12 protein-coding genes are annotated in these 12,202 nt (G+C 58.1%); 5 read left to right on the top strand and 7 right to left on the bottom strand.

The window, feature by feature from the left end:
* Positions 1 to 132: 132 nt before the first annotated feature.
* Entirely contained in the window at positions 133 to 669 is a 537-nt protein-coding gene (greB, locus tag ACFOSS_RS03780) for a transcription elongation factor GreB (RefSeq protein WP_377150725.1), read from the bottom strand.
* Between the two features lie 199 nt (positions 670 to 868).
* Between greB and ACFOSS_RS03775 the strand changes: the two genes are divergently transcribed.
* Positions 869 to 3,160, top strand: coding sequence for a Tex family protein (locus tag ACFOSS_RS03775; RefSeq protein ID WP_377150724.1), 2,292 nt, complete (start codon positions 869 to 871; stop codon positions 3,158 to 3,160).
* A gap of 98 nt (positions 3,161 to 3,258) precedes the next feature.
* On the opposite strand, the gene ACFOSS_RS03770 is transcribed toward ACFOSS_RS03775, so the two are convergent.
* The 3 genes from ACFOSS_RS03770 to bioH form a co-directional block, all read right to left on the bottom strand.
* Positions 3,259 to 4,140, bottom strand: a complete 882-nt coding sequence (locus ACFOSS_RS03770) for a putative metalloprotease CJM1_0395 family protein (protein WP_377150723.1) — start codon at positions 4,138 to 4,140, stop codon at positions 3,259 to 3,261.
* On the bottom strand, positions 4,140 to 4,382 hold the full coding sequence (locus ACFOSS_RS03765; protein WP_377150722.1) for a flagellar biosynthesis protein FlgE: 243 nt from the start codon (positions 4,380 to 4,382) through the stop codon (positions 4,140 to 4,142). The genes ACFOSS_RS03770 and ACFOSS_RS03765 overlap by 1 nt, the downstream gene beginning before the upstream one ends.
* Positions 4,383 to 4,451: 69 nt before the next feature.
* Positions 4,452 to 5,225 (bottom strand): pimeloyl-ACP methyl ester esterase BioH, encoded by a 774-nt coding sequence (gene bioH, locus ACFOSS_RS03760; protein WP_377150721.1) that lies wholly within the window; start codon positions 5,223 to 5,225, stop codon positions 4,452 to 4,454.
* A 303-nt stretch (positions 5,226 to 5,528) separates the two neighbouring features.
* On the opposite strand from bioH, the gene amt reads away from it, so the two are divergent.
* The 3 genes from amt to nfuA all read left to right on the top strand — a co-directional run bounded on the left by amt (position 5,529) and on the right by nfuA (position 8,434).
* Positions 5,529 to 6,998: an ammonium transporter gene (amt, locus tag ACFOSS_RS03755; RefSeq protein WP_377150720.1), complete on the top strand. Its 1,470-nt coding sequence runs from the start codon at positions 5,529 to 5,531 to the stop codon at positions 6,996 to 6,998.
* Between the two features lie 82 nt (positions 6,999 to 7,080).
* On the top strand, positions 7,081 to 7,836 hold the full coding sequence (locus ACFOSS_RS03750) for a ComF family protein (protein WP_377150718.1): 756 nt from the start codon (positions 7,081 to 7,083) through the stop codon (positions 7,834 to 7,836).
* Positions 7,837 to 7,855: 19 nt separating this feature from the next.
* Positions 7,856 to 8,434: a Fe-S biogenesis protein NfuA gene (gene nfuA, locus ACFOSS_RS03745; RefSeq protein WP_377150985.1), complete on the top strand. Its 579-nt coding sequence runs from the start codon at positions 7,856 to 7,858 to the stop codon at positions 8,432 to 8,434.
* Between the two features lie 43 nt (positions 8,435 to 8,477).
* Here nfuA and gpsA read toward each other — a convergent pair whose 3' ends face one another.
* Genes gpsA through ACFOSS_RS03730 form a run of 3 tightly spaced genes read right to left on the bottom strand, consistent with a single transcriptional unit; the run spans position 8,478 to position 10,439 of the window.
* A complete protein-coding gene (gene gpsA / locus ACFOSS_RS03740; protein WP_377150717.1) occupies positions 8,478 to 9,482 on the bottom strand; it encodes an NAD(P)H-dependent glycerol-3-phosphate dehydrogenase in 1,005 nt (334 codons plus the stop codon).
* A 3-nt stretch (positions 9,483 to 9,485) separates the two neighbouring features.
* Positions 9,486 to 9,959, bottom strand: a complete 474-nt coding sequence (gene secB / locus ACFOSS_RS03735) for a protein-export chaperone SecB (protein ID WP_377150715.1) — start codon at positions 9,957 to 9,959, stop codon at positions 9,486 to 9,488.
* 48 nt (positions 9,960 to 10,007) lie between these two features.
* Complete coding sequence (locus ACFOSS_RS03730) at positions 10,008 to 10,439, bottom strand: rhodanese-like domain-containing protein (RefSeq protein ID WP_377150714.1); 432 nt, start codon at positions 10,437 to 10,439, stop codon at positions 10,008 to 10,010.
* 220 nt (positions 10,440 to 10,659) lie between these two features.
* Between ACFOSS_RS03730 and gpmM the strand changes: the two genes are divergently transcribed.
* On the top strand, positions 10,660 to 12,198 hold the full coding sequence (gene gpmM / locus ACFOSS_RS03725; RefSeq protein ID WP_377150713.1) for a 2,3-bisphosphoglycerate-independent phosphoglycerate mutase: 1,539 nt from the start codon (positions 10,660 to 10,662) through the stop codon (positions 12,196 to 12,198).
* The last annotated feature ends 4 nt before the right edge of the window (positions 12,199 to 12,202 follow it).

The raw sequence follows: 12,202 nt of genomic DNA, 5'->3' as shown, positions 1-12,202 counted from the left end.
CAGTGAACCCAACGTTGGCGGCAGGGATGCCGCCATCGCGTTTCCAGCGCAGAGATAACGACTAGCGGGCAAACTGGACGCGTCCAGCTTCTTTCCTTAAGCGTGTAACTCGCCCGCTGGGCATCCGATTCGTTACACGGGATCGTCCTCATCTCGCTGCCAGCGGCTGCGAGGTGCGGGTGCTGGCCATCCCGGCGGCAGCTGATAGGCGATCAAATTGATATACCAGCTTTTCGGACCGGCGGGCGTCGGCACGACGGCCTCCTCATCGACACCGCGTTTCAACAAGGCTCGAGCCATCGGCGCATCAATCGAGATGACATCCTTACGCTGGTAAATTTCATCCGGCCCGACAATCCGGAAGCGCTTGATTTCGCCATCGTCATTCTCAACTTCCACCCAGGCCCCAAAGAAGACCTTACCCTCCTGCTGCGGCGAGTAGTCCACCACCTTTAGCAGCTCCAGTCCTTTGCGCAGATAGCGGACGCGGCGATCGATTTCGCGCAACAGTTTTTTGTTGTAGTGATAATCGGCATTCTCACTGCGATCGCCCAGACTGGCAGCCCAGGCCACTTTGCGCGTCACCTCGGGCCTCAGCTCGCGCCACAGGTAATCGAGTTCTTGTTTCAACGCCTCGTAGCCTTCACGGGTAATAAGCGGTGTTCTCATGGCATGACGTCCTCATCTATCGCAACGCGCTACTCTATACTGCCGGCCGGACTCATGGCCAGCAGCCGACACTCAGTCGCCATGTCCGAGGCTGGGGGCGGCTTTTGGGTTCTCCCCGACAACTGCGGTATGCTGTGCCCATGCCGACGGAAAGCTCAGACTTTCCGCTCTCGATATCCGCATGCACAAGAGAAGATCGATGACCGCTATCAGTCAGCTTATCGCCACTGAACTCCAGGCCCGTCCCGAACAGGTCGATTCCGCCATCCGCTTGCTTGACGAAGGGGCAACCGTCCCCTTTATCGCCCGTTACCGGAAAGAGGTGACCGGCGGACTCGACGATACCCAATTACGTACCCTCGAGCAGAGACTGGGTTATCTGCGTGAATTGGAAGATCGTCGACAGAGCATCCTGGCCAGTATCGAAGAACAGGGCAAATTAAGCCCGGCATTACGCGCTGAGTTGTTGGCCGCCGAAACCAAAACCCGCCTTGAAGACCTCTATCTGCCCTACAAACCAAAACGGCGAACCAAGGGCCAGATGGCCATTGAAGCCGGACTGCAACCGCTGGCCGAGCGACTGCTCGCCAATCCGATGCTGGATCCGGAACAGGAAGCCCGCACTTTCCTCAACCCCGACCATCAGATCGACGATACCAAAGCCGCCTTGGACGGCGCGCGTTACATCTTGATGGAGCGATTTGCCGAGGAGGCCGCGCTACTGGACACCCTGCGCCGTTACCTGTGGCAGCAGGCCGAATTGCAAGCCCGCGTCCTGGCAGGCAAAGAGCATGAAGGCGCCAAGTTTAAAGACTATTTCGCGCATCAGGAGCCACTGGCCAAGGTGCCCTCCCACCGCATGCTGGCCATGTTGCGCGGTCGCAACGAAGGCATACTGGCGCTGAGTCTGGTCGTCGGTGAAGAGGGAATGCCACACCCTTGTGAAGGGTTGATCGCCAGTCATCTGGCACTGAAACTTGCCAACCGGCCCGCCGATCGCTGGTTAAGCAGTGTCGTCAGCTGGACCTGGAAAATCAAACTGGCCCCGCAGATGGAAACCGAGCTGATTGGTACCCTGCGTGAGCAGGCCGAAGCGGAAGCCATACGGGTGTTTGCCAATAACCTCAAGGATCTGCTGATGGCGGCGCCTGCCGGTATGCAAACCACCATGGGGTTGGATCCTGGCATCCGCACCGGGGTCAAAGTCGCCATCGTCGACGCGACTGGCAAACTGGTGGCCACGGACACCGTCTATCCATTCGAACCTCGCCTGCAGGTCGAGGCGGCGATAAAAACCCTGGCTAACCTGTGCCAGCGGCACCAGGTTTCACTCATCAGTATTGGCAACGGCACCGCCTCCCGCGAGACAGAGCGCCTGGTCAGTGACATGCTGAAGCGTCATCCCGAGCTCACGGCACAGAAAGTCGTCGTCAGCGAGGCAGGGGCGTCTGTCTACTCCGCCTCCGAGCTGGCGGCATTGGAGTTCCCACAGTTGGACGTATCACTACGAGGAGCCGTCTCGATCGCCCGCCGCTTGCAGGACCCGCTGGCCGAACTGGTCAAAATCGATCCCAAGAGCATCGGTGTGGGTCAGTACCAGCATGATGTCAGCCAGAGTCAGTTGGCGAAGAACCTCGATACCGTCGTCGAAGATTGTGTCAACGCCGTTGGGGTCGACGTCAATACCGCATCCGTACCCCTGCTTACCCGAGTCTCTGGTCTGAGTAAAACCCTGGCTCAGAACATAGTGCTGCATCGTGATGAACACGGGCCATTCCATGATCGGCAGCAGTTGTTGCGTGTCAGCCGACTGGGTCCCAAAGCCTTTGAGCAGTGTGCTGGTTTTCTGCGCATCACCGATGGCCGCAATCCTCTGGATGCCTCCTCCGTTCACCCTGAAGCCTATCCAGTCGTCGAGCAAATCCTGGCCAAAACAGGAAAATCCGTGCGTGAACTGCTGGGGAATGGGCTGTTGCTCAGGGGGTTGAACGCCGCCGACTTCACCGATGCGCGTTTTGGGATCCCCACTGTCACTGACATCATTGCCGAACTGGACAAGCCAGGTCGCGACCCGCGTCCTGAGTTTCGAACTGCAAGCTTCCGCGAGGGCGTGGAGACCTTGCAGGATCTCCAGCCGGGCATGGTCCTAGAGGGCTGCGTGACCAACGTCACCAACTTTGGGGCCTTCGTCGACGTGGGCGTTCATCAGGATGGCCTGGTGCATATTTCGGCACTGACGGATCGCTTCATCAAGGATCCGCGCGAAGTCGTCAAGGCCGGAGACATAGTCCGCGTCAAGGTGGTGGAAGTCGACATTCCACGCAAACGAATTGCCCTGACCATGCGTTTGCAGGATGAAGTCCAGCCAGGTGCCGCTCCGGCCTCCCGGACGCGTCCGAGCGCGCCGCCGAAACGCGATTCACGTCGTGAAGCCTCACCGGTTGGCAACAACGCCTTGGCTGAAGCCTTTGCCAATGCCAAACGCCGCTGAATAGGCCCACCTCCACTGGGTCGACTACATCTACAAAAAAGGGAGCACAATGCTCCCTTTTTCATGCCCGACGAGCTGATGCTCTGGCGCAACAGGGATCAGGCATAGCGGCTGACACCTTGGTTGCCATTACGCTCGCTCTGCCAAGAGGAGGCATAACGATCGGCGATAACCCGCCGCCGCAATGTCATATACGGCGTGTACTGCTCCCCGCCCTCTGCAATGCTGCCAATGACCTTGGCGACGGCAGGATCCTCTTGCGTCACGCTATCCGCACTCTCTGCTGGTCCATTTTGCTGAGCCAGTAATTCGCCGCGCGCTTCACTGGCGATTTGCGCAGCCCGAGCCGCGACACGGCGGTCTTGCGAGGAGGGCTCCTGAGGCGCCAAGGCAGCCGCGCGGACCTGCTGCATTTTGTCGATGGTGGCCTGCGGGCTCGACTCTTTGCCCAGCTCGATACGCACCTCGCCCCCGGTGGCATACATGGCGCCATCCGGGCCTCTCGTCATGTCATAGGTTGGTGCCGAGGCATATTGGCCACCTGCACTCTGGTGCTGCTGCTCATGCCGCCGCACCTCGTCATCTCGCGCTTGCAGCTCCTCGACCTGCTTTTGCTCGCTTTCACTGAGCTGGCTACCATCCTGCCCGCGCGTCTCATCGCTTCCCGAACGGGAATCCTGCTGAGCATCATCAGAACGGGTTTGCTGCTGTTGTTTTTGTCCCTCGTCCTCCTGGCGTGACTGTACCGCTTGCTCCGTCAGGGTGACAGAGGACTCCAGGGCAGAGTACGTCACAGGGCGACTTTCGTTGTTACGCGCGCGATCTTTTTCACTGCCGACCTGGGATTCGCGAGCATAGGCCTCGCTCTGGTTCGTGGCGGGAACCAGTTCACGTTGCCGGGTGTCGCGTCGAGCCGCTTCCGTCGCCGGATGCAATGCCAACGGCACCAGATTGGGATAGGTCGGCGAGATATTCATCATCAAACCCGAATATCGATCAGGGTTCCCATCATCTCATCTGCTGTCTTGATCACTTCACCACTGGCGAGACCGGATTGCTCAGCCACCTTGAGACTCACCAGCTCATCTGTCACGTTGACGGTAGATTCTGCTGCCGTCGGCGTGGCCGCGGCGGAGGCCAACTTGGCTGCACTTTGGTCCACCTGGCTGCTGGCTCGCTGGAAGCCGGTGATGCCACTGTTCATGGCGCCATTAATTTCCATGGTCTTCCTCCAGACACTGGCGGTTATGACAGTATAATTATTAACCAAAGCCCGCCGAAGTGAAAGTCACTATCGACCAGGATGTGACATGAAAAGCTGTAGTTGCTGGCATACGGCGTCTGGTTCAGTTAAAAACGGGGCGTGCGCCGAATTCGTCAGGCACACAGTACGCAGCTGAGGATGCTGCAGGCAGGGCTGGGACATGACTGCGACAGGAACCAGGCCATCAAGGCGCCCAAACAGGCTCAGCGAAGGCACCTGCAACCTAGACAGCGCTTCCCGTAGATCCAGGGACTCCAGCCACGTCAATCCCGCACTGAGAGCAGCAGCGTCGGCTGCGGGCCGGCTCTCCAGACGCATTTTCATTTGGCGAACATCCTCTCGAGCAGAGGGACTCCCCATGGCCTGAATCGCCAAAAAGCGCTCCACGGTGCGGGCACTCTCCTGTTGCAACTGTTGTTCAAAGCCTGCCAAAACCATTGGGCGTACTCCCGGCCACTCCTCAGACGCGACGAATCGGGGCGAAGAGGCCATGGTAATAACGCCTTGCCAGCGTTGAGGCTGACGCAATGCCAGTTTCCAGGCCAACATGCCCCCCAATGACCAGCCAAGCAGGTAGCCAGCGGCAGGCAATTCTCTCTCCAGCGCCGTCAGCATCTTGGGCAGGGCTGCATAATCGACGTGCCAGGGCGTAAACCCATACCCTGGCAGGTCAACCACATGCACTCGACAAAACGACGCCAATTGTCCGGCAAACGCCTCAAATACAGCCCCGTTCATCCCCCAGCCAGGTAGCAGGATCAGATCCGTCCCCTGGCCCTGTGTCTCGATATGGATCGACATCATTTTGTTCCTTACTGGGGCCTGCCGCACTCTGGTTGTTCAGACGACGGCAACGCACCATCCGAGCGCACCATTATGGTGCTAGACTGTATAGCGATGCATCAATCAGGATCGCACCTTGCCGCTTTTTTGCGCATTCGCGGCACAAAAACAGGCTGAACAACCCTCTAGCACCGATTTTAAAGGTTGGCACACTTCCTGCGATAGGAACGACAGGTTAGTGACATCCTGTCCAGCCGCCAAGTTCAACAGACCATGTCTGTGCGAATACCAGGACACGATTCTTTCAGGGAGATACCTACAATGAAACGCTTATTTGCAATACTGGCACTGGTAGGAGCCTTCGGCTTCACCAGTCCGGCCTGGAGCGACGAGACAACCACCAGTGCGGCACCGGCTACCGAAGTGGCTAGCGCGCCAGCAGCAGAAACTGCAGCGGCTCCCGCACCGGCTCCTGTCGTCACCGTCAACAAAGGCGATAACGGCTGGATTTTTGTTTCTGCCACCTTCGTCATTCTGATGTCCATTCCGGGCATTGCGCTGTTCTACGGTGGGCTGGTGCGCAGCAAAAACATGCTGTCAGTCCTGGTCCAGGTGTTTGTGGTGTTTGCGCTGGCCACGCTGCTTTGGGTCACATACGGCTATAGCTTTGCATTCACAGAAGGCAACGCGTTTTTCGGTAATGCGAGCAAGCTATTCCTGAGCGGCATTACGCCTGACTCTATTGCGGCCACCTTCTCCAAGGGTGTCGGCATCTCCGAGTTCGGTTATGTCGTGTTCCAGGGCGCATTCGCAGCCATCACCTGCTGCCTGATCCTCGGTGCGTTTGCCGAGCGTATCCGCTTCTCAGCCGTGCTGCTGTTCATGGTGCTGTGGTTCACCTTCTCCTACATCCCGATGGCGCACATGGTGTGGTACTGGGCTGGTCCGGATGCATATACTGATGCCGCTGCAGCCGAAGCCGCCAATGCCACTGCCGGCTGGTTGTTCCAACATGGCGATCTGGACTTTGCAGGCGGTACCGTTGTGCACATCAACGCTGCGGTTGCGGGTCTGGTCGGTGCCTATTTCGTCGGCAAGCGTGTCGGTTTCGGTCGCGAATCCATGGCACCACATAGCCTGACCATGTCGATGATCGGTGCCTGTCTGCTGTGGTTCGGCTGGTTCGGCTTCAACGCTGGTTCCTCACTTGAGGCTAACGGCATCGCCGCGCTGGCACTGGTTAACACCTGGGTGGCCACGGCAGCAGCAACCTTCACCTGGCTGCTGGCTGAATGGGGTCTGAAGGGCAAGCCTTCCCTGCTGGGTGCTATCTCTGGTGCCGTTGCCGGTCTGGTAGCCATTACTCCGGCAGCCGGCTTTGTCGGGGTCGGTGGTGCCATGATTATCGGGGCGATCGCCGGTGTTGTTTGCCTGTGGGGTGTGCATGGCCTGAAGCGTCTGCTGAATGTTGATGATTCGCTGGATGTGTTCGGTGTTCACGGTGTCGGCGGTATTCTGGGTGCCATCCTGACCGGTGTCTTTGCTTCTCCGGATTTGGGCGGTACTGGCGTGTGGGACTACGTCTCTAACGCGGTTGCGGCAGATTATTCCATCGCTGCTCAAGTCAAGGTGCAAGCCATCGGCGTTCTGACCACTATCATCTGGTCTGGCCTGGTCTCGCTGGTCGCCTTCTTCATCGTCGACAAGCTGGTAGGTCTGCGTGTACCGGTCGAAGCCGAGCGCGAAGGTCTGGACCTGACCTCTCATGGCGAACGTGCTTACAACTACTGATTGTCACTGTCAGTTCAACAAGGGCGCCTCATGGCGCCCTTTTTCGTGGTCTAGACTCGGCATTTCTCGTGTGCGAGTCGATATGTCCTCATCCAACTGGTTACGCTGGCTGCATCAGCCGCCCTGGCTGGGAGACTGCCTGCTCTGCCTGCAACCAACCCTGTGCCGGGCATTACTGTGCGAGCACTGCGCTGCCTCGCTCGACTATCTCACCACCCCGTGCCCAGGATGCGGCTATCCCCTCCCCCCCGGCAGTACAGGTGTCTGCGGCGACTGCCTGCGCCATCCGCCACGCTGGCGACAGATGCGCGTTATCGCTGACTATCAGGGTGCATGGCAGTTTTTAGTCCACCAGTTAAAATATCAACGTCAACCCGAAATCGCCAGCTTGCTCGGTCAGCTGTTCCACCAGCACCAGGCTCCCCTGTCGTTACCACAGGCATTGCTGCCCGTGCCCATGCACCCATGGCGCCAATGGTGGCGGGGTTACAATCAGGCCCAGGAGCTGGCGCTGGCATTGGGGCGCGAATACCGACTTCCGGTAGACATGCGTGCGTTACGACGGATCCGCGCGACACGCTCCCAGGTCGGACTGACTCGCACCGAACGACGACAGAACCTGCACGGAGCTTTTCGTGTTCGCGAGCTGCCGTGGCGACATGTGGCACTGGTAGATGATGTGATCACCACAGGCAGCACGATGGAAAGCCTGTGCCAGCTCTTGCGGCAGGCTGGAGTCGAGGAGATAGAGGTCTGGGCCATCTGTCGCACCCAGCCACCACAAAACAGGCTAGGCGACAGCAGTCAGGCAGAGTATGATAATTTCCGAGCTATTTAGTCAGGATTACAGCATGGCGATGATCACTATTTCCGAAGGCGCTCAGGCGCATTTCCGCAAACTGTTGGCCAACCAGAACGAAGGCACCAATATCCGGGTCTTCGTCATGAATGCCGGGACACCCAATGCCGAATGCGGCGTCTCCTATTGCCCTCCTGATGCGGTGGAGCCAGAGGACTTGCACCTGCCATTTGATGGCTTTGAAGCCCTGATCGATCCGCAGAGTGCCCCGTTTCTTGAAGAGGCCGTCATCGACTTCGTCTCTGACCAAATGGGCTCCCAGCTGACCCTGAAGGCACCCAATGCCAAAATGCGCAAGGTTGCCGATGACGCGCCATTGATCGAGCGCATCGAGTACGTGATTCACTCCCAGGTCAATCCCTCCCTGGCCGGCCACGGGGGTAAGGTGACGCTGCTGGAGATCACGGAGGAGGGTTACGTCATATTGCAATTTGGCGGCGGTTGCAATGGCTGTTCCATGGTTGACGTCACCCTCAAGGATGGCATTGAAAAGCAGTTTCTCGAGCTGTTTGCCGGCGAGATTAAAGGCGTTCGCGACGCAACCGAACACCAGCGTGGTGAGCACTCGTTTTATTGAGCTCGCCTGTCACCGCATAAAAAAGGCCCGCAAGGGCCTTTTTTCATTCGTCTTTCTTGTTTCGCCCCAACAGCGCCAACGCCGCCTCTTTGGGAGGCTTGCCCTCATAGAGAATGGCATGGATCTGTTCACAAATTGGCATCTCGACACCGATGCGAGCCGCCAGTAAATGGACCTCGCGCGTGTTGCGATACCCCTCTACGATTTGACCAATCTCAGTCATGGCTTGGTCAACGCTCTTGCCGGCCCCGAGGGCCAAACCAAAACGGCGGTTTCGTGACTGGTTATCGGTGCATGTCAGCACTAAATCGCCCAGTCCCGCCATGCCCATAAATGTCTTGGCATCGGCCCCCAACGCCACGCCGAGCCGCTGTAATTCCACCAGACCGCGGGTGATCAGGGCAGTACGGGCATTGGCACCAAACCCCAGACCATCAGAGAGACCCGCACCGATGGCGATGACATTCTTGACCGCGCCCCCCAACTGTAAACCGATGAAATCAGGGTTGGTGTAGACCCGGAATGACTTTCCGCAGTGCATCAAGTCGGAGAGCTCATCCGCGAAGGCGTCATCTGTCGCGGCAACCGAGATGGCGGTTGGCAGACCAGCGGCCAATTCACGAGCAAAGGTTGGTCCGGAGATAACAGCCAGCGGAACATCCGGACCCAATGCATCACGGGCAACCTCGCCTAACAAGCGACCGCTATCCGGTTCCAGCCCCTTGGTAGCCCATGCTACCCGGCAGTCTGCCGTCATGAAGGGTTTAGCCTGGGACAGCACAGCGCCAAACACATGGCTGGGTACCACGACCAGCAGGGTACGCGTCGCACTGACGGCATAAGCCAGATCCGACGTGACTTCGAGGCTGTCCGGGAAGGGAACATCCGGTAGGAATTGCGTATTGCAGCGCTCTGACTGCAGTGCAGCAACATGCGGCTCTTCATGGCCCCACATCAGCACGCGCAGCCCTTTTCGCGCCAATGAAATGGCAAGGGCGGTGCCATAAGACCCCGCCCCCAGGACAGATACAACGACGTCCTGTGCCATGGCTCAGTGACTCGCGCTTTGTTGCTGCTCGGCTTCCAGCTTAGCCATGTGGGAGGCGAACAGAGCGTCAAAGTTGACCGGAGCCAGATTCAGTTGCGGGAAAGAACCCTTGGTGACCAGGCTGGCAACCACTTCACGTGCATACGGGAACAGAATGTTCGGGCAGTAGGAGCCGAGGCAATGAGCCAGTTGTTGTGGTTCCAGATTGGAGGCCGTAAAGATACCGGCCTGTTTAACTTCGCACAGGAACGCCGTCTCTTCGCCCAGTGTGCAGGTCACAGTCAGTGTCAACGCGACTTCGTAGATATCTTCGGCCAGAACGACAGTCTTGGTGTCCATGTCCAGCTTGACTTCAGGTTGCCACTCCTTCTGGAAGATGTGGGGTGTATTAGGTGCTTCGAAGGAGACATCCTTGATGTACACGCGCTGGATGTGGAACTCAGGTTGCTTGACTTCGTTGTTGACTGCTTCAGACATGACTTGATTCCTTGTAAAAAATGAGCGGGGCTCAGAATAAACGGGCGATTAACGTTTTTTGGTGACCGGCAGGTTGTCACCACGCCAGCTGGTCAGCCCGCCACGCAGTACGAAAACCTGCTTGAAACCGGACTTGTTTAACGCACGCGCCGCTGTCTGGGCACGCATACCGGTTTCGCACACCACGATAGTGGGGGCATCCTTGTGCTTTTCAATCTGGGTAACGTTATTTGCCTCGATCTGGCTTACCGGAATGTGAACTGAGCCCGCAATATGGCCCTTGTCGAACTCGTCCTGAGAACGCACATCCAGCACGATGCCGTTCTGGCGGTTGACCAGCAAGGTCGCATCGTTATTGCCGATGGTCTTGATGGGCGAAAGCGCGGCGCGGATGGTGGTGTAAATGAGTGCCGCAAACAGGCCGAACCACGCTGCAACCAACATGGGGTTGCGGCCGATAAAGTCGATATATTCTTGCATCTTGGTCGAGATCCAGTCGCTAAAAAAGAAACCCCGGCAGTATACATGGGGGGGAGTAGAATAGCAGCCGCCATGACACGAAAGCTGGGAGTCGGCTCCCAGCCTGCTCAAGTCAAGCCTGCCCCTGAAAATGTGTGAGTCAGGTGACTATTTCGACAGATGTTGTAAAATGCGCCCCCAGTGGTTTTCCCGATTCTTTCACTTCCAAGAGGATTCCCTCATGTCTACCGCCAAGAAACCGTTGGTCTTGATCATCATGGACGGTTGGGGCTACAGCACCAAGCAAGAGTTCAACGCTGTTGCCGCCGCCAAGACCCCGAATCTCGACGCCCTGTGCGCCAACTATGCCAACAGCCTGATCTCTGCATCTGGCATGGACGTCGGCTTGCCGGATGGCCAGATGGGTAACTCCGAAGTCGGCCACGTCAATATCGGTGCCGGCCGTATCGTTTATCAGGAACTGACCCGCGTCACCAAGGAGATCCGCGACGGCGACTTCTTCAAGAACGCGGCGCTGTGCAAAGCCGTAGATGCTGCCGTTGCCCAGGGCAAGGCCGTGCATCTGATGGGACTGATGTCCCCGGGTGGCGTTCACAGCCACGAAGATCACATCATGGCGATGGTCGAGCTGGCCGCCCAGCGTGGTGCCGAGAAGATCTACTTCCATGCCTTCCTCGATGGCCGTGACGTGGCACCACGTTGTGCTCAAGACTCCATCAACCGTTTCGATGCCCTGTTTGCCAAGCTGGGCAAGGGTCGTATCGCTTCCATGATCGGTCGTTACTACGCGATGGATCGTGACAACCGCTGGGATCGCGTCCAGGAAGCCTACGAGCTGCTGACTGAAGGCAAGAGCCAGTTCGCCAACTACGCCGATGCGACTGCGGCCTTGGCTGCCGCCTACGCCCGTGACGAGAACGACGAATTCGTCAAGGCCAGTGTCATCGGCAACGAGGCCGCCGTATTGGAAGATGGCGATGCCCTGATTTTCATGAACTTCCGTGCCGACCGCGCCCGTGAAATCACCCGCTCATTCGTCGATGCCGACTTCACCGGTTTTGTGCGTGCCAAGCAGCCTAAGCTGGCTGACTTCGTCATGCTGACCGAATACGCCGCCGACATCAAAACCAGCTGTGCCTACCCGCCGACAGCCCTGGTCAACACCCTCGGTGAATGGCTGGCCAAGCACGACAAGACCCAGCTGCGCATCTCTGAAACCGAGAAGTATGCTCACGTTACCTTCTTCTTCAACGGTGGCGAGGAAACGTGCTTCAAGGGTGAAGAGCGTGAACTGATCCAGAGCCCGAAGGTCGCCACCTACGATCTGCAGCCAGAAATGAGCGCCGGCGAGCTGACGGACAAACTGGTCGCTGCCATCAAGAGCGGCAAGTACGATGTCATCGTGTGTAACTACCCGAATGGCGACATGGTGGGTCACACCGGCATCTATGAAGCAGCCGTCAAGGCCTGTGAAGCCGTCGATACCAGCGTCGGCCGCGTCATCGAAGCACTGAAGGAAGTGGGCGGTGAATGTCTGATCACTGCAGACCATGGCAACGCCGAGCAGATGATGAACGAAGAGACCGGCCAGGCACATACTGCGCACACCAGCCTGCCAGTTCCGCTCATCTATTTCGGTCGCCCGGCCACCGCAGTAGAGGGCGGCAAGCTGTCAGATCTGGCGCCGACCATGCTGACGCTGATGGGCATGGACGTGCCGGCGGAAATGACTGGCAAGCCTCTGATGGTTCTGAAATAATCCG

It is taken from the genome of Pseudaeromonas sharmana, from assembly GCF_042649925.1.
Taxonomy (GTDB): Bacteria; Pseudomonadota; Gammaproteobacteria; order Enterobacterales; family Aeromonadaceae; genus Pseudaeromonas; species Pseudaeromonas sharmana.
Note: the sequence above shows the minus strand (reverse complement) of the source record. Positions and strands in the feature narration are given on the sequence as shown.

Excerpts from the sequence above, each read along its gene's own strand:
- gpsA (WP_377150717.1), bottom strand. The coding sequence starts at position 9,482 with ATGGCACAGGACGTCGTTGTATCTGTCCTGGGGGCGGGGTCTTATGGC.
- secB (WP_377150715.1), bottom strand. The coding sequence starts at position 9,959 with ATGTCTGAAGCAGTCAACAACGAAGTCAAGCAACCTGAGTTCCACATC.
- ACFOSS_RS03765 (WP_377150722.1), bottom strand. The coding sequence starts at position 4,382 with ATGGAAATTAATGGCGCCATGAACAGTGGCATCACCGGCTTCCAGCGA.
- ACFOSS_RS03730 (WP_377150714.1), bottom strand. The coding sequence starts at position 10,439 with ATGCAAGAATATATCGACTTTATCGGCCGCAACCCCATGTTGGTTGCA.
- nfuA (WP_377150985.1), top strand. The coding sequence starts at position 7,856 with ATGATCACTATTTCCGAAGGCGCTCAGGCGCATTTCCGCAAACTGTTG.
- ACFOSS_RS03750 (WP_377150718.1), top strand. The coding sequence starts at position 7,081 with ATGTCCTCATCCAACTGGTTACGCTGGCTGCATCAGCCGCCCTGGCTG.
- greB (WP_377150725.1), bottom strand. The coding sequence starts at position 669 with ATGAGAACACCGCTTATTACCCGTGAAGGCTACGAGGCGTTGAAACAA.
- gpmM (WP_377150713.1), top strand. The coding sequence starts at position 10,660 with ATGTCTACCGCCAAGAAACCGTTGGTCTTGATCATCATGGACGGTTGG.
- bioH (WP_377150721.1), bottom strand. The coding sequence starts at position 5,225 with ATGTCGATCCATATCGAGACACAGGGCCAGGGGACGGATCTGATCCTG.
- amt (WP_377150720.1), top strand. The coding sequence starts at position 5,529 with ATGAAACGCTTATTTGCAATACTGGCACTGGTAGGAGCCTTCGGCTTC.
- ACFOSS_RS03770 (WP_377150723.1), bottom strand. The coding sequence starts at position 4,140 with ATGATGAATATCTCGCCGACCTATCCCAATCTGGTGCCGTTGGCATTG.
- ACFOSS_RS03775 (WP_377150724.1), top strand. The coding sequence starts at position 869 with ATGACCGCTATCAGTCAGCTTATCGCCACTGAACTCCAGGCCCGTCCC.